At 70.1% G+C, this 16,076-nt stretch carries 15 protein-coding genes; all 15 read left to right on the top strand.

What is annotated here, in order from left to right; genetic code table 11:
• A partial coding sequence (locus tag ON29_RS10050) for a glutamate ligase domain-containing protein (RefSeq protein WP_040865936.1) occupies nucleotides 1–803 on the top strand: 803 nt, incomplete at its 5' end.
• On the top strand, nucleotides 800–2,338 hold the full coding sequence (locus ON29_RS10055; protein WP_040865937.1) for a UDP-N-acetylmuramoyl-tripeptide--D-alanyl-D-alanine ligase: 1,539 nt from the start codon (nucleotides 800–802) through the stop codon (nucleotides 2,336–2,338). The genes ON29_RS10050 and ON29_RS10055, both read left to right, overlap by 4 nt.
• The gene (gene mraY / locus ON29_RS10060) at nucleotides 2,335–3,411 is read left to right on the top strand and encodes a phospho-N-acetylmuramoyl-pentapeptide-transferase (RefSeq protein WP_040865938.1); all 1,077 of its coding nucleotides are present in this window, start codon (nucleotides 2,335–2,337) and stop codon (nucleotides 3,409–3,411) included. The genes ON29_RS10055 and mraY overlap by 4 nt, the downstream gene beginning before the upstream one ends.
• 47 nt (nucleotides 3,412–3,458) lie before the next feature.
• Nucleotides 3,459–4,916: a UDP-N-acetylmuramoyl-L-alanine--D-glutamate ligase gene (murD, locus tag ON29_RS10065; RefSeq protein WP_040865939.1), complete on the top strand. Its 1,458-nt coding sequence runs from the start codon at nucleotides 3,459–3,461 to the stop codon at nucleotides 4,914–4,916.
• Between the two features lie 237 nt (nucleotides 4,917–5,153).
• The gene (gene ftsW, locus ON29_RS10070; RefSeq protein WP_040865940.1) at nucleotides 5,154–6,560 is read left to right on the top strand and encodes a putative lipid II flippase FtsW; all 1,407 of its coding nucleotides are present in this window, start codon (nucleotides 5,154–5,156) and stop codon (nucleotides 6,558–6,560) included.
• Nucleotides 6,557–7,663: an undecaprenyldiphospho-muramoylpentapeptide beta-N-acetylglucosaminyltransferase gene (gene murG, locus ON29_RS10075; RefSeq protein WP_040865941.1), complete on the top strand. Its 1,107-nt coding sequence runs from the start codon at nucleotides 6,557–6,559 to the stop codon at nucleotides 7,661–7,663. Before ftsW ends, murG begins: the two co-directional genes overlap by 4 nt.
• Nucleotides 7,660–9,183, top strand: a complete 1,524-nt coding sequence (murC, locus tag ON29_RS10080) for a UDP-N-acetylmuramate--L-alanine ligase (protein ID WP_051175051.1) — start codon at nucleotides 7,660–7,662, stop codon at nucleotides 9,181–9,183. Before murG ends, murC begins: the two co-directional genes overlap by 4 nt.
• Before the next feature lie 6 nt (nucleotides 9,184–9,189).
• Nucleotides 9,190–9,912, top strand: coding sequence for a cell division protein FtsQ/DivIB (locus ON29_RS10085; protein ID WP_373283860.1), 723 nt, complete (start codon nucleotides 9,190–9,192; stop codon nucleotides 9,910–9,912).
• Nucleotides 9,913–10,265: 353 nt separating this feature from the next.
• Nucleotides 10,266–11,510 (top strand): cell division protein FtsZ, encoded by a 1,245-nt coding sequence (gene ftsZ, locus ON29_RS10090; RefSeq protein WP_040865942.1) that lies wholly within the window; start codon nucleotides 10,266–10,268, stop codon nucleotides 11,508–11,510.
• 268 nt (nucleotides 11,511–11,778) lie between these two features.
• On the top strand, nucleotides 11,779–12,507 hold the full coding sequence (pgeF, locus tag ON29_RS10095; protein ID WP_040865943.1) for a peptidoglycan editing factor PgeF: 729 nt from the start codon (nucleotides 11,779–11,781) through the stop codon (nucleotides 12,505–12,507).
• Nucleotides 12,508–12,559: 52 nt separating this feature from the next.
• On the top strand, nucleotides 12,560–13,321 hold the full coding sequence (locus tag ON29_RS10100) for a YggS family pyridoxal phosphate-dependent enzyme (RefSeq protein ID WP_040865944.1): 762 nt from the start codon (nucleotides 12,560–12,562) through the stop codon (nucleotides 13,319–13,321).
• A 105-nt stretch (nucleotides 13,322–13,426) separates the two neighbouring features.
• Nucleotides 13,427–14,209, top strand: coding sequence for a cell division protein SepF (locus tag ON29_RS10105; protein ID WP_040865945.1), 783 nt, complete (start codon nucleotides 13,427–13,429; stop codon nucleotides 14,207–14,209).
• Nucleotides 14,210–14,298: 89 nt separating this feature from the next.
• Nucleotides 14,299–14,601 (top strand): YggT family protein, encoded by a 303-nt coding sequence (locus ON29_RS10110; RefSeq protein ID WP_039797136.1) that lies wholly within the window; start codon nucleotides 14,299–14,301, stop codon nucleotides 14,599–14,601.
• A 69-nt stretch (nucleotides 14,602–14,670) separates the two neighbouring features.
• The gene (gene wag31, locus ON29_RS10115; protein WP_040865946.1) at nucleotides 14,671–15,528 is read left to right on the top strand and encodes a DivIVA-like cell division protein Wag31; all 858 of its coding nucleotides are present in this window, start codon (nucleotides 14,671–14,673) and stop codon (nucleotides 15,526–15,528) included.
• A gap of 77 nt (nucleotides 15,529–15,605) precedes the next feature.
• Entirely contained in the window at nucleotides 15,606–15,806 is a 201-nt protein-coding gene (locus tag ON29_RS34585) for a hypothetical protein (protein WP_083863341.1), read from the top strand.
• Nucleotides 15,807–16,076: the final 270 nt, after the last annotated feature.

Below are 16,076 nucleotides of genomic sequence, written 5' to 3' on the forward strand. Positions count from 1 at the left end.
ACGAGTGGGGGCGGCGGCTGGCCGCCGGTCTGGCGAACCCCGTCACCGTGTCGACCACCCGCACCGCCGCCTGGAGCGTCACCGGTGCGGTGTCGGCGCACGGCGGCGAACAAGACTTCACCGCGGCGGGTCCGCAGGGGGAAATTCCCGTGCGCCTGCGGCTTCCCGGCCACTACAACGTCGCCAACGGCCTGCTCGCGGTGGCGGTGTGCGCCGCGGCGGGCGTCGAGCCGTCGGTCGCGGCGCCCGCGTTGGCGACCGTGGACGTGCCCGGCCGGATGCAGCGGGTGGAGCGCGGGCAGGACTTCCTGGCGATCGTCGACTACGCGCACAAGCCCGCGGCGCTGGAGTCCGTGATCGCCACGCTGCGCGGGCATCTCGCGGCGGATACCGCGGGACGGCTCGCGGTGGTGGTCGGCGCGGGCGGCGATCGGGACGCGGCGAAGCGGCCGCTGATGGGCGCCGCGGGCGCGCGCGGCGCCGACCTGCTGATCGTCACCGACGACAACCCGCGCACCGAGGACCCGGCGGCCATCCGCGCCGCCGTGCGCTCCGGTGCGCTGGAGGTCCCGGCGGCCGAACGCGGTGAGGTGCGGGAGATCGGTGACCGGGCGGAAGCGATCGCGGCCGCGGTGGCATGGGCGCGCCCCGGTGACGCGGTGCTGATCGCGGGCAAGGGACATGAGGCAGGGCAGGAGATCCAGGGCGTGAAGCACCCGTTCGACGACCGCGATGTACTCGCGGCCGTCTTGGAAAGACGCAGTCCGCAAGGAAACCACGCGGAGGACTTGACGGTTTCATGATCGAGATGACACTGCGGGACATCGCGGACGTCGTCGGCGGCACGCTGCACGACGTCGCAGACCCGGAGGTGCGAGTGACCGGCGCGGTCGAATTCGATTCGCGTCGAATCGGTTCCGGCGATCTGTTCCTGGCGCTGCCGGGCGAGCGCTCCGACGGCCACGACTACGCGGAGGCGGCGATCGCCGCGGGTGCGGTGGCGGTGCTGGCGGCGCGCCCGGTGGGCGTGCCGGCCATCGTGGTCACCCCCGCCCGCGGCGCCGTGCCGTCGAGTTCGGTTGCGCTCAGCCATGATTCGGACGGTTCCGGCGCCGCCGTGCTGACCGCCCTCGCCGCGCTGGCCCGCGCCAGCGTGTCGCGTCTGGCCGCCGAGGGCGGACTCACCGTCGTGGGCGTCACCGGCTCGTCCGGCAAGACCTCCACCAAGGACCTGCTGGCCGCCGTCCTGGCGCCGCTGGGCACGGTGGTGGCACCGCCGGGTTCGTTCAACAACGAACTCGGCCACCCGTGGACCGCGTTGCGTGCCGACGCGGCCACCCGTTTCCTGGTGCTCGAGCTGTCCGCGCGCGGGCCGGGGCACATCGCCGCGCTGGCCGAGGTGGCGCCACCGAGCATCGGGGTGGTGCTCAACGTCGGCACCGCGCATCTGGGCGAGTTCGGCAGCCGCGAGGCGATCGCGAAGACCAAGGGCGAGCTGGTCGAGGCGTTGCCGCCGACCGGGCTGGCCGTGCTCAACGCCGACGATCCGCAGGTCGCCGCGATGGCCGCGCGCACGTCGGCGCGGGTGGTGACCGTCGGCCGGGCCGCGAACGCCGAGGTGCGGGCCACCGACATCCGGCTCGACGACCAGGCCAGGGCCGAGTTCACCGTGCACACGCCCGTGGGCAGCGCCCCGGTGCGCCTGGCCGTGCACGGCGAGCACCAGGTGGGTAACGCGCTGTCGGCGATCGCGGTCGCGCTGGAATGCGGCGCGGACCTCGACACCGTCACCGCGGCGCTGTCCGGTGCGCGCGCCGCGTCCGCCCGCCGGATGGACGTGCGGACCACCGCGGACGGGATCACGGTGGTCAACGACTCCTACAACGCCAATCCGGATTCGGTCCGCGCCGCGCTCAAAGCGCTGGTGAGCATGGCCCGCGCGGCAGACACGCCGCGGCGCAGCTGGGCGGTGCTCGGCGAGATGGCCGAGCTCGGCGAGGAATCCGTCATCGAGCACGACGCCATCGGACGGCTCGCGGTGCGGCTGGACGTCAGCAGGGTGATCGTCGTCGGCACCGGAAGGCCCGCCCGCGCGCTGCACCAAGGCGCGGTGATGGAAGGGTCCTGGGGTGAGGAATCGATCCTCGTACCCGACATCGAGGCGGCGATCGCACTGCTGGACAAGGAACTCGCCCCCGGCGACGTGGTGCTGGTCAAGGCATCGAAGTCGGTCGGCCTCTGGGAGGTCGCCGAGCATCTGACCGACCCGGGCGCTGTGACCGCACGCGGCGGCGCGGCGGACAACGGGGCGGGACAGGACACGGAGGCAGCAGGATGAGACAGATTCTCTTCGCCGCGGCGATCGCGCTGACGGTCTCGATCCTGCTGACGCCGCTGCTCATCCGCTTGTTCGCCAAGCAGGGCTTCGGGCAGGAGATCCGGGTCGACGGTCCCGCCAGCCACCAGGCCAAGCGCGGCACCCCGACGATGGGCGGCGTCGCCATCCTGGTCGGCATGTGGGCCGGTTACCTCGGCTCCCATCTGATCGGCATCGGCTACGACGCCGATGGGCCGTCGGCGTCGGCGTTGCTGGTGCTCGGCCTGGCCACGGCCCTGGGCGCGGTGGGTTTCATCGACGACTTCATCAAGATCCGCAAGCAACGCAACCTGGGTCTGACCGCGGCGGGCAAGTATCTCGGCCAGCTGTCCGCGGCCGTGATCTTCGGCATTCTCGCCTTGCAGTTCCGCGGCGGGAGCGGGCTGACCCCCGCCAGCAGGCACCTGTCCTACGTGCGCGACATCAGCACGGTGACCATGGGCGTGGTCGTGTTCCTGGTCTTCGTCTGCTTCGTGGTCGTCGCCTGGTCGAACGCGGTGAACCTCACCGACGGACTCGACGGGCTGGCCGCCGGATCGATGAGCCTGGTGCTGGGCGGCTACGTGATCATCACGTTCTGGCAGTACTACCACGCCTGCGAGACCAAGCCCGAGACCGGCTGCTACAACGTGCGCGATCCGCTGGACCTCGCCCTGGTCTGCGCCGCGGGCGCGGCGGCGTGCGTCGGCTTCCTGTGGTGGAACGCCGCCCCCGCCAAGATCTTCATGGGCGACACCGGTTCGCTCGCGCTCGGCGGCCTGCTGGCGGGCCTGTCCATCACCACCCGCACCGAGCTGCTGATGATCGTGATCGGCGCGCTGTTCGTCGCCGAGACCGCCTCGGTGGTGTTGCAGGTCGCGGTCTTCCGCACAACGCGCAACCGGTTGTTCAAGATGGCGCCGTTCCACCATCACTTCGAGCTCAGCAAATGGGCCGAGACGACGGTGATCATCAGGTTCTGGCTCCTGGCCGCGATGGCCTCCGCCGTCGGGCTCGGGCTGTTCTACAGCGAATACCTCTCCGCGGTCGGGTGAACGAGATGGTCGAACATTCTCCGCGGGCTTTGCGCTCACCCGGACCCATGCTGGAATTCCTGCGCGGCCGCGACGTCCTGGTCGCGGGCTGGGGAGTCTCGGGACGCTCGCTGGTGGAACCGCTGCGCGACATCGGCGCGCGTCCGGTGGTCACCGACGGCGGCGCCGCCGCCCTGGCCGAGGCGGCCGGACTCGGGCTGGACGTGGCCACCGCCGCGGAGCTGGAGAACACCGACTGGAGCCGGTTCGCGCTGGTGATCACCAGCCCGGGCTGGCGGCCGGACTCGCCGGTGCTGGCTTCGGCCGTCTCCGAGGGCACGCCGGTGTGGGGTGACGTGGAGTTCGCCTGGTGGGTCGACCAGGCCAGGATCTACGGCCCGGTGCGCAAATGGCTGGTCGTCACGGGTACCAACGGCAAGACCACCACGACCCAGATGACCCACGCCATCCTGCGCGCCGCCGGTATCGCCAGCGTCGCCTGCGGCAACATCGGCCTTCCCATCCTGGACGCGTTGCGGCGCAACCCCGGTCCGCAGGTGCTGGCGGTCGAGCTGTCGTCGTTCCAGCTGCACTGGGCGCCGTCGGTGCGCCCGGAGGCGGGCGTGGTGCTCAACGTGGCCGAGGATCACCTGGATTGGCACGGCGGCCTGGACGCCTACGCCGCCGCCAAGGCCAGGGCGCTGGTCGGCCGGGTCGGTGTGGTCGGCCTGGACGATCCGGTCGCGGCTTCGCTGGCGCGCAAGTCCAAGGCGCGCCGGACCGTTGGTTTCCGGGTCGGGGTGCCCGCCGACGGTGAACTGGGCGTGGTCGACGGCAAGTTGCTCGACCGCGCGTTCACCAAGGCCGCGATCCTGGCCGAGGTGGGCGACATCAGCCCGCCCGGTCCCGCCGGCGTCGCCGACGCACTCGCCGCCTCCGCGCTGACCAGGGCGATCGATATCGCGCCGCAGTTCGTCCGGGAAGGCTTGATCGAGCACAAGGTCGGCCCGCACCGTGCCGCGTTCGTGCGCGAGCTGGCCGGCGTCGAGTTCATCGACGACTCGAAGGCCACCAATCCGCATGCCGCGCGCTGCTCGATCCTGGCGCATCCGCAGGTGGTCTGGGTGGCGGGCGGCCAGCTGAAGGGCGCGCACGTCGAGGACCTCGTCGAGGAGGTCGCCGACCGCCTGGTCGCGGCCGTGCTGATCGGCGCCGACGCGCCGGTGATCGCGGCCGCGTTGGCGCGACACGCGCCCGAGGTCCCGGTGGTCGAGCTGATCGCGGGAGACGATGCAGGGATGGGTGACGAAGCGTCGAGAACCGCCGCGGCCGACGCCGTCATGGCGCGCGCCGTGCGAGCGGCCGCCGGGTTCGCCCGCCGCGGCGACACCGTGCTGCTGGCTCCGGCCGCCGCGTCGCTGGACATGTTCGCCGATTACACCCACCGGGGTCGCAGCTTCGCCGCGGCGGTGCACACCCTGGAAGAACGCGACCTGGGAACCACCGACATCGGAGGTTTGCGGTGACTGCCGACCGGGGCGGGTGTGATCCGGACGCCCACTCCGGTCGGTCGAACCACCTTCGCGGACCGGCGGGCCCGCCGCCGCATCGCTTTCGGCGCCGAGATACCTCGGCGCCGAACCGGTTACGGCCGAGAGTGAACCGGGGGGCGCATGGTGCGTAAAGGTAGCGGCGCGCGGTCCGCAGCGAAAGCAGGTACCCAGAAGACCGGCGCGCAGCCACAGCGGAGCCGGGCGTCGGGTATGGGGCCCGCGGCGTGGCTGGCACGCCCGCTCGCGTCGTTCCACCTCGTCGTTACCATCGCGACCCTGCTGACCGCCCTGGGACTCGTCATGGTCCTGTCGGCGTCCGGAGTCGTGGAATACGCGGAAGGCGGGTCGGCGTATTCGCTGTTCATCCAGCAGACCCTGTTCGCGGCGATCGGCGCCGTCCTGTTCTATCTGGCCCTGCGGGTTCCGCTGCGCCTGTTACGCCAAGCGTCGTTCCCGCTGTTCGCGATGTCGGTGCTGGCGCTGGTGCTCGTCCTCGTTCCCGGTATCGGCACCCGCGTGCAGGGCGCCCGCCGGTGGCTGATCCTCGGCCCGGTCTCGGTGCAGCCGTCCGAAGTCGTCAAGGTGACGCTGATCGTCTGGGGCGCTCACCTGCTGGTTTCCCGGCGGGCGATCGGTTCGGGTCTGCGCGACATCCTGGTTCCGCTCGTCCCGGCGGGCGTGCTGGTGTGTCTGCTGATCGTGGTCCAGCCGAACCTCAGCACCACGGTCGCGGTCGGGATCATCCTCGGCGCCCTGCTGTGGTTCGGCGGCCTTCCGGTCCGGTTGTTCGTGACGATCGCGGTCTCCGGCGTCGTGGCCGCGGGCGTGCTCGCGATGTCCGCCGGATACCGGTCGAATCGGGTCCGGTCCTTCTTCAACCCGGGTTCCGATCCGCAAGGCGACAATTACCAAGCCCGGCAAGCCCTGTATTCCCTGGCCGACGGGGGGATCTGGGGCAGAGGACTGGGGCAGAGCCGGGCCAAGTGGAGCTACTTGCCGAACGCGCACAACGACTTCATCTTCGCGATCATCGGCGAAGAACTGGGCTTCCTCGGCTGCGCGCTGGTGCTCGGACTGTTCGCCTTGTTCGTCTACACGGGCCTGCGCATCGCCAGCCGGTCGGCGGATCCGTTCCTGCAACTGCTGACCGCCGCCGCGACGACGTGGATCGCCGGGCAAGCCATGATCAACATCGGGTACGTGGTGGGTCTGCTGCCGGTCACCGGACTGCAGCTGCCGCTGGTGTCGGCCGGTGGCTCATCGCTCGCGATCACTTTGCTCATGTTCGGGCTCATCGCGAACGCCGCTCGACACGAGCCGGAGGCCGTCGCGGCGCTGCACGCCGGACAGGACGGTCGTTTCAGTAGGCTGTTGCGGTTGCCCAAACCCGAGGTGTACGCACCGGCCCGGGCGAGTTCGGCCCGCCGCGGCCGGGCGCCCAGGCAGGCCGACCGCGGACCGTCCGCGCTTCCGCGGGGGCGGGGCGGGCGGTACAGCGCGGAACCGCCGCGGCGCCGGTCGCCGGAGAGCCGCGGCACCAGCTCGGCGCGTGCCACCAGGGCTTGGGAACCCAGTTATCCGGTCAATCACGCAAGAGAACGGGGAAGATCTAGGTGATCTCGGTAATCGTCGCGGGCGGCGGCACGGCGGGCCACATCGAACCGGCACTGGCGGTGGCGGACGCGTTGCGGCGGCTCGACGATTCGATCCGGGTGACGGCACTGGGCACCGAACGTGGGCTGGAGACCCGCTTGGTCCCCGAACGCGGCTATCCGCTCGAGCTCATCCCTCCGGTCCCGCTGCCGCGTAAACCCACCGCCGATTTGCTTCGGTTGCCCGGCCGGGTACGCGCCTCGGTGGCCGCGACCCGGGCGGTCATCGACGCGGTCGAGGCCGACGTGATCATCGGATTCGGCGGCTACGTGGCGCTGCCGGCGTATCTCGCCGCGGGCGCGGGCGTGCTGCGGCGCAGGCGGCCGGTTCCGGTGGTGGTGCATGAGGCGAATGCCAAGGCCGGTATCGCGAACAAGGTCGGCGCCCGCCGCGCCGCGCGGGTGCTGGCGGCGGTCCCGGACTCGGGTTTGCCCAACGCGCGCGTGGTCGGCATCCCCGTGCGGGAATCGATCACCGGATTGGACCGCGCCGCATTGCGAGCCGAGGCGCGGGCGCACTTCGGCCTGCCGGCCGAAGGACCGGTGCTGCTGGTCTTCGGCGGTTCGCAGGGCGCGCGAACTCTGAACGAGGCGGTCTCCGGCGCCGCGCCCCAGCTCGCCGCCGCGGGCATCTCGGTGCTGCACGCGCACGGCCCCAAGAACACGCTGGAGGTGGACGAATCGGCCGGTGCGGACGGTGTCCGGTACGCGGCGGTGCCGTACCTGTCCCGGATGGACCTCGCCTACGCCGCCGCTGACGCGGTGGTCTGCCGATCGGGCGCGATGACGGTCGCGGAGGTCTCCGCGGTGGGGCTGCCCGCGTTCTACGTGCCGCTGCCGCACGGCAACGGGGAGCAGGAACTCAACGCCCGGCCCGTGGTGCGCCAGGGCGGTGGCAGAATTGTCCCCGATTCCGAGTTGACGCCGAAGTACGTGATCGATGAGGTGATTCCGCTGCTCATGGACCCCGCACGGCTGATCGAGATGGGCCGGGCCGCCGCAGGCGCCGGGCACCGCGACGCCGCCGACGAGGTGGCGCGGATCGCGATGGAGGTGGCGCGCCGATGAGCGACACCACCGCCGACCAGGCCACGCCGGACGCTGTCACCGAACGCACAGCTCTGCCCCCGGAGCTGGAACGCGTGCACATGGTCGGCATCGGCGGGGCCGGGATGTCCGGTATCGCGCGGATCCTGCTCGCCCGCGGCGGCTCGGTATCGGGATCGGACGCCAAGGAGAGCCGTGGCGTGCTCGCGCTGCGCGCGCGCGGCGCGCAGGTGCGGATCGGGCACGACGCCACCGCCTTGGACCTGCTACCCGGCGGCCCGACCGCCGTGGTCACCACGTACGCGGCCATTCCGAAGACCAATCCGGAACTGGTCGAGGCCAACCGGCGCGAGATCCCGGTGCTACTGCGCCCCACCGTGCTGGCGTCGCTGATGCGAGGGCATCGCACCCTGCTCGTCTCCGGCACGCACGGCAAGACCTCCACCACCTCGATGCTCATCGTGTCCTTGCAGCACTGCGGGGTCGACCCGTCGTTCGCGGTGGGCGGTGAGCTGAACGAGGCGGGCACCAACGCCCATCACGGCACCGGCGACATCTTCGTGGCCGAGGCCGACGAGAGCGACGGCTCGCTGCTGCAATACGACCCGGACGTCGCCGTGGTCACCAACATCGAGTCCGATCACCTGGATTTCTTCGGCTCCGACGAGGCCTATGTTCAGGTCTTCGACGACTTCGCCGACCGGCTCGCCGCGGGCGGCCTGCTGGTGGTGTGCCTGGACGATCCCGGCTCGCGGGCGCTGGCCGAGCGGGTCGGCGAGCGCTTGGCCGAGCGGAACGTCCAGGTCCTCGGCTACGGCTCCGGCGACCTCGCGGACGCGCCGGTCCCGGTGGGCGCCCGGCTGCACAGCTGGGAGCCGCGCGACGTCGGCGGCATCGCGCAGTTCCAGCTCGCCGACGAGGCCGCGCCGCGCGCGTTGCGCCTGGCGGTGCCGGGCAGGCACATGGCGCTCAACGCGCTCGGCGCCCTGCTCGCCGCCAGGGCCGCCGGCGCCGAGGTGGGGGAGATCATCCAGGGCCTGGAGGGGTTCGGGGGTGTGCATCGACGGTTCCAGTTCGCCGGGCGGGAGAACGGCGTGCGGGTGTTCGACGACTACGCCCATCACCCCACCGAGGTCCGCGCGGTGCTCGGCGCCGCCGCCGAACTGGTCCAGCAGGAGGCGCGCGACGGCGCCCGGTCCAGGCAGGGCCGGGTGATCGTGGTCTTCCAGCCGCACCTCTACAGCCGGACGGCGACCTTCGCGCAGGACTTCGGCGCCGCGCTCAGCCTGGCCGACGAGGTCGTCGTGCTCGACGTCTACGGCGCGCGGGAGAAGCCGCTGCCCGGCGTGAACGGTGCGCTGGTCGCGCAGTCGGTGACGAAACCGGTGCACTACCAGCCGGATATGTCCCGGGTCGGGCGCCAGGTCGCGGGGCTGGCGTTGCCGGGCGACGTGGTGATCACCATGGGCGCCGGTGACGTCACGATGCTGGGCAGCCAGATTCTCGACGGATTACGGGCGCGTCCCCAGCACGGACGGTGACCCGGCGTGCGCGGGGTCGACTCGGCGCGCGCGGCCGGGCGCCGCGCGGGTGATCGGTTCGGCGAGATCGAATGGCGCCGGATTCGCCTGTGGGGATTGCTGAGCGTGTGCGTTCTTGCAGTGCTCTGTGTCATCGCCTGGTTCACCCCGGCGCTCTCGGTACGCACCGTGCGGATCGAGGGGGCGGTGGCGGTCCCCGAGCAACAGGTGCGGGATCTGCTCGAAATTCCCTCCGGCCGCTCGATGCTGCGAATCGACACCAATGCCGTCGCCCGGCGGGTGGTGAGCATTCCGAAGGTGCGCTCGGCACGGGTGCAACGGATATTTCCGTCCACCGTCCGGGTGACCGTGGTCGAGCGCGCCGCGGTGTTGTACTACGACACCCCGCAAGGCGCGCACCTGCTGGACGCCGACGGCGTCGAATTCGCGGTCGAGCCCGCGCCGATCGGCGTGCCGAAGTTGGTCACCGGCCATCCCGGCGCCGCCGATCCGGTGACCGGTGCGGCGGTCGCGATACTCGCCATCGTGCCGCCTGCGCTGGCAGTTCAGGTGAGCGAGGTTGCGGCCCGGTCCATTTCGGATATTTCGCTGAATCTGAAGGACGGCCGCACGGTACTCTGGGGCGGGAGCGACGACGCCGAGCGAAAGGCGGCGGTGGTGTTGCCGTTGTTGACGCGCCCCGGAACGGTGTTCGATGTGTCGAGTCCCAATCTGGTCACGGTAAAGTGATCCACACCCATTGCGCCCAGGTAATTTTCAGCGGTCCGGAAGTGATTCCGGCGCCGAGAAGGGGGCCGGGGGGCAACCGTTCACCATACGACGTGTGGAGCGGCGAGGCGAGCGGGATCACGCAAGATTCTGGCTCTCGTTTCGGCGCGCCTGCGCGCGTATCGCGTCGGCTGCGAATAGCGTTCCGCAACAGTCGGATACTTGACATAACGCTAACCCTATGGTTGAGCTTTAGAGTTTGCCCGAGCCGCGGTTCGCTCTTCGTAGCGACCCGACCTCCGGACCGGGCCCACAAAGCGGTGTGCCGAGAGTCCGGAAACGACAGGCTTTAGATCGAAGGAAGGCGAGAGCCCATGACGCCCCCGCACAACTACCTTGCGGTGATCAAGGTCGTCGGTATCGGCGGCGGCGGTGTGAATGCCGTCAACCGGATGATCGAGCAAGGACTCAAAGGTGTCGAGTTCATCGCGGTCAACACCGACGCCCAGGCCCTACTGATGAGTGATGCCGACGTCAAGCTCGACGTCGGCCGTGAACTGACCCGCGGCCTCGGCGCGGGCGCGGACCCCGAGGTCGGGCGCAAGGCCGCCGAGGACCACAAGGACGAGATCGAAGAGGTGCTCAAGGGCGCCGACATGGTCTTCGTGACCGCGGGCGAGGGCGGTGGCACGGGCACCGGTGGCGCCCCGGTCGTCGCGCAGATCGCCCGCAAGCTCGGCGCGCTCACCATCGGCGTGGTCACCCGTCCGTTCTCCTTCGAGGGCAAGCGGCGCGGGAACCAGGCCGAGGTCGGCATCAACCTGCTGCGCGAGTCGTGCGACACGTTGATCGTCATCCCGAACGACCGGCTGCTCCAGCTCGGCGACGCGGCGGTGAGCCTGATGGACGCGTTCCGTTCCGCGGACGAGGTGCTGCTCAACGGTGTGCAGGGCATCACCGACCTGATCACCACCCCCGGTCTGATCAACGTCGACTTCGCCGACGTCAAGAGCGTGATGTCCGGCGCGGGCAGCGCGCTGATGGGAATCGGTTCGGCGCGTGGCGAGGGCCGCTCGGTGAAAGCGGCCGAATCGGCGATCAATTCGCCGCTGCTGGAAGCGTCCATGGACGGTGCGCACGGCGTGCTGCTGTCGATCGCGGGCGGATCGGACCTCGGTCTGTTCGAGATCAACGAGGCGGCGTCGCTCGTGCAGGAGGCCGCGCACATCGAGGCCAACATCATCTTCGGCACGGTGATCGACGATTCGCTCGGAGACGAGGTGCGAGTCACCGTGATCGCGGCGGGCTTCGACGGGGGCGGCCCGGCCCGGCGCACCTTCGAGAATCCCGGCCGCAGCACGATCGGCACGGCGCGCTCGGGCGAGATCGCGCAGAGCCGCACCGGTGACATCGCGGCGCGCGGCAGCGACAGCACACCGACTACCTCCGGCGCGACCGCCGCGGGCCGCGGCACGCTGCCGAGCTACCGGGACACCGAACGGCAGCGCACGCTGGGTGAGCCGACGGTGACGAGCAACACCCGCTCGCACATCACGCCGCCGGATGCCGGCGACGATGACGACGACGTGGACGTGCCGTCGTTCATGCGGAGGGGCTGAGCGCTGGAGTGTGGTTCCGGCGCAGGCCGGGACCGACCGCGCGGAGCGATCCCGGCCCGGGCCGGGACGTCTCGGCGGGACACGGGGAGTGGTGTCCCGGAGTTCGACTGTCGATCAGTGATTTCGGGGGAAGGCCGGCGTGGGGGCCGGCCGGGCGGGACCGGGCGCCGGGGCGCCCGATGCGGCATGATCGCCACCGCCCGGGGAATATTCGCTCTCTACCTGGGCATTTCGACGCCCGTCGCCGAGCGCAACTACGCTCGTCGCCATGACTATCGCGCCGACCATCACTGTCCGACGGGTCACCACGACCAGGGCCGGAGGCTTCTCGGCGCCACCTTACGACTCGTTCAATCTGGGCGACCACGTCGGCGACGATCCGGCGGCCGTGCGGCGCAATCGCGATCGGCTGGCCGATGGCATCGGCCTGCCGCCGGAGCGCCTGGTCTGGATGGAACAGATCCACGGCCGCGCCGTGGAGATCGTCGACGGCCCCCGCCCCGAACCGGTTCCCGCCACCGACGCGCTCGTGACCACCGTGCCGGGACTCGCGCTGGTCGTGCTCACCGCCGACTGCGTGCCCGTTCTGTTGTCCGACGACGAGGCGGGCGTGATCGCCGCGGTGCACGCGGGACGGATCGGCGCTCGCATCGGCATCGTGCCGCGCGTGCTCGAGGCGATGGTGTCGGCCGGTGCGCGCCTGGACCGGGTGGGAGCTTTTCTCGGGCCCGCCGCCTCCGGCCGTCAGTACGAGGTTCCCGCCGCCATGCGCGCCGACGTCGAAGCACACCTGCCCGGCAGCGCGACCACCACGGTCCGAGGTACCCCCGGCCTGGATCTGCGCGCGGGTATCTCCCGGCAGCTCACCGAGGCGGGCGTGGGCGCGATCGCGGTCGACCCGCGCTGCACCATCGAGGACCGCACCTTGTTCAGTCATCGCCGTGGCGCGCCGACCGGCCGGATCGCGGGTGTGATCTGGATGGAGACCGGCGCGTGAGCGCGCGTGACGCCCGCGCGGTCCCGGAGCCGAGCGTCGGTGGGGTGCGGGCATGAACGCCGAGGCGAAGGCCGCGGTGGACGGCGCGCTCACGACCCGTACGGCCGAGTTGTCGGCCAACCTGGCGGGTCTGCTCGCCCGCATCGACTCCGCCTGCCGCGCGGCGGGCCGGGCACCGGATTCGGTGCGGCTGCTGCCGGTGACGAAATTCTTCCCGGCCGCCGACGTGGCGATCCTGCACCGGCTCGGCAGGCGCGAGTTCGGCGAGTCCCGGGAGCAGGAGGCCGCGGCGAAGGTGGCGGCGCTGCGTGAGGAAGACCTCTCCGGCATTCGCTGGCACATGATCGGGCGGTTGCAGCGGAACAAAGCCAGGGCTGTCGCCCGCTGGGCGCACACCGTCCACTCGGTCGACAGCGAACGTCTGGCAACTGCTCTGGACGCCGGTGCCCGAGCTGCGTTGGAGGCGGGAGAGCGCACCGAACCGCTTCGGGTGTTGCTCCAGGTGAGCCTGGATGACGACCCCACGCGAGGGGGTGTCGCGGCCGCGGATCTCCCCGTGCTCGCCGACGGGATTGCGAACGCGCCGGGATTACGTTTGTCGGGTCTGATGGCCATTCCGCCCTTGGGGGCGGAGTCTGATGCCGCATTTGCGCGACTTGCGATGTTGCACACGTTGTTGCTCGCCGATCATCCGGAGGCGACAGAGCTTTCCGCGGGAATGTCCGGCGATCTGGAATGCGCGATCGAACACGGTTCGACGGTTGTGCGTGTCGGTACCGCCTTGATGGGTATGCGACCGATAACCTCGGGCTAGCAAAGAAACCTCATCAGTCACATTCGACACATATGCTGGGATCTGACGAGGGCTGAGCAAGACTTCAACACCCGGCCGCCACCGGGGCCGAAGGAAGGTCGACCAATGAGCACGCTGCACAAGTTCAAGGCGTACTTCGGCATGGTTCCGCTCGAGGATTACGAAGACGACTACGTCGACGATCGCGCTCCCCGAGGCGTGGACGAGCGCGGTGCTCGCCGGCCCCGGCCCCGTGACTACTCCGACCGCGACGGCTACGTCGACCGCTACGGCGACGACCGCTACGGCGCGGGCCGCTTCGACGACGTCGACTACCCCGAGCCCGCCTACAAGTCGCCCTACAAGGCGGGTTACTCGGTGTCGCGGCGCGACGACTACGCCGACGAGCCCTACGGTGACGACCGCTACGACGCGCCCAGGCGTCCCACCCGGATCGATGCCGCACCGTCCGGCCGCTTCCGGGCGGGTGGGAGCGCGCCACCGCTGCGTGGCACCACCCGTGGCGCGCTCGCCGTCGATCCCGACGCCGAGGAGCGCAGGCTGGAGGAGCGCGTGCGTCCCGAGCCCGCCCCCGTGCGGCGGCCCGGGATCTTCGAGGACGGAGGCCCCTTGTCCAAGATCACCACGCTGCGCCCGCGCGACTACAGCGAGGCCCGGATCATCGGCGAGCGCTTCCGTGAGGGCAATCCGGTGATCATGGATCTGGTCGATCTGAGCAATGCCGACGCCAAGCGGCTGGTCGACTTCGCCGCGGGTCTGGCCTTCGCGCTGCGCGGGTCGTTCGACAAGGTGGCGACGAAAGTGTTCCTGCTCTCACCGGCCGATGTCGACGTATCAGCGGAAGAACGCAGGCGCATCGCGGAAACCGGCTTCTACAACCAGAAATAAGGTCGTGATCTGGGGGGTGAAGCGGACCGGTCGCCCGTTGTGCGGCGCGGTCATTTTGCGCGAAGCGATTTTTACGGCAGAGTGAAGTCGTGGCCTTGTTCGCGGTGCTGTACTTCGTACTGTTCATCTTCTGGCTGTTGCTGATCAGCCGGGTGATCGTCGAGTTCATCCGTAGCTTTGCCCGAGACTGGCGTCCTACCGGTGTCGTGGTCGTCGTCCTCGAGGTGATCTTCACGATCACCGACCCGCCGGTGAAACTGCTGAGGCGGTTGATACCCCCGGTGTCGCTGGGCGGAATTCGCCTGGATCTGTCGATTATGGTCCTGCTTTTCATCGTCTTCATCCTGATGTCGATCGTGGGCAGGCTCGGGCAACCGGTAGCTCCCGTGTGACAGAATGGGCCGAGAAGACAGCTTGCTAGATCTGCTAGATCTCCAAAAGACGCGTGAAGGGATCCTTCCATGCCGCTGACCCCAGCCGATGTGCACAACGTCGCGTTCAGCAAACCGCCGATCGGGAAGCGCGGCTACAACGAGGATGAAGTCGACGCGTTCCTGGATCTCGTTGAGCAGGAGCTCTCGCGCCTGATCGAGGAGAACGCGGATCTGCGCCAGCGGGTCGCCGAACTGGACGCGGAACTGGCCGACGCGAAGAAGAACCGCGGCCCGGGCGTCGCGAACACCGTGAAAGCGCCGATTCCGCAGGCCCCGCCGCCCCCGCCGGAACCGATCAAGCCCCCGGTTCCCGCCGCGCCGCCCGCTCCGATGCCCGCCGCGCCGGTGGCCAAGGACGCTCCGGGCGCGGACGCGAACCTGCAGGCCGCCAAGGTGCTCAGCCTCGCCCAGGAGATGGCGGATCGGCTGACCAGCGATGCCAAGGCCGAAGCGGAGAGTTTGCTGTCGAATGCCCGGGCGAATTCCGAGCGACTGGTGGGAGACGCCAGGACGCGGTCGGAGGCGATGATCGCCGACGCCCGCCAGAAGTCGGACGCGATGCTGTCGGACGCGCAGACCCGCTCGGACAACCAGCTGCGCCAGGCCAAGGAGAAGGCCGACGCGTTGCAGGCGGACGCGGAGCGCAAGCACACCGAGATCATGGCGACCATCACCCAGCAGCGCAGCGTGCTGGAGAGCCGGATCGAGCAGCTCAAGACCTTCGAGCGGGAGTACCGGGTGCGGTTGAAGTCGTACCTGGAGTCGCAGCTCGAGGAACTGGAGAACCGTGGCTCGGCGGTTCCGGTCGACGGCGGCGAAGCGTTCGCGGACGCCAACACGGCGAACAACCTCGCGCCGGCGTCCTTCGCCAAGGGCGGCAAGTAGCACGCCGCGCACGAGCACAGCAGTTCGCATACCGTTAGAGGAACTGTCGAGCCGCCCGGCATGCCTTGGGGGTCACCATGCTCGTCTTGACACTCGTCCTTGCCGCGATCGGCTTCGCCCTGCTCGTGGCCGCGCTCACCACCGGATCGGTGATCTGGGCGTGGGGTTGCATCGTGGTGTGCGTCGTCGGTGCGATGCTCCTGCTGGTGAGCGCTTTGTCCATGCGGAGTCCGGAGGGTGATTCCCCACCGCCTCCTGGTCGACATGCCAAACGCTGACCTGCTCTCCGATATGAGTTGACCGCTGCGGCTAGAATCAAACATGAATACGGCGTCGATCCGGCTATCACCGGGGAGCCTTCGGAAGAACGGTGGCGCGGCCCGCGGGCCGGGCGCTCAGTAGAACCGAACGGGTGAGCCCGTCACAGCTCGCGAATGAGAGGTCCGGAGTTCGTCACACCGGACAAGCGGGGTGGTACCGCGGTATCGGCGCACCGGGCGCCGTCATCGTCCCCGTGCCCATGACACACGGCACGAGGAGACGTATCC

Origin of the sequence: Nocardia exalbida NBRC 100660, assembly GCF_000308575.1 — a bacterium.
Lineage (GTDB): Bacteria > Actinomycetota > Actinomycetes > Mycobacteriales > Mycobacteriaceae > Nocardia > Nocardia exalbida.

Coding starts and splice junctions, on each gene's coding strand:
- ON29_RS10105 (WP_040865945.1), top strand. CDS start 13,427: ATGAGCACGCTGCACAAGTTCAAGGCGTACTTCGGCATGGTTCCGCTC.
- ftsZ (WP_040865942.1), top strand. CDS start 10,266: ATGACGCCCCCGCACAACTACCTTGCGGTGATCAAGGTCGTCGGTATC.
- murC (WP_051175051.1), top strand. CDS start 7,660: ATGAGCGACACCACCGCCGACCAGGCCACGCCGGACGCTGTCACCGAA.
- ON29_RS10055 (WP_040865937.1), top strand. CDS start 800: ATGATCGAGATGACACTGCGGGACATCGCGGACGTCGTCGGCGGCACG.
- ON29_RS34585 (WP_083863341.1), top strand. CDS start 15,606: ATGCTCGTCTTGACACTCGTCCTTGCCGCGATCGGCTTCGCCCTGCTC.
- mraY (WP_040865938.1), top strand. CDS start 2,335: ATGAGACAGATTCTCTTCGCCGCGGCGATCGCGCTGACGGTCTCGATC.
- ftsW (WP_040865940.1), top strand. CDS start 5,154: ATGGGGCCCGCGGCGTGGCTGGCACGCCCGCTCGCGTCGTTCCACCTC.
- pgeF (WP_040865943.1), top strand. CDS start 11,779: ATGACTATCGCGCCGACCATCACTGTCCGACGGGTCACCACGACCAGG.
- murD (WP_040865939.1), top strand. CDS start 3,459: ATGCTGGAATTCCTGCGCGGCCGCGACGTCCTGGTCGCGGGCTGGGGA.
- ON29_RS10100 (WP_040865944.1), top strand. CDS start 12,560: ATGAACGCCGAGGCGAAGGCCGCGGTGGACGGCGCGCTCACGACCCGT.
- wag31 (WP_040865946.1), top strand. CDS start 14,671: ATGCCGCTGACCCCAGCCGATGTGCACAACGTCGCGTTCAGCAAACCG.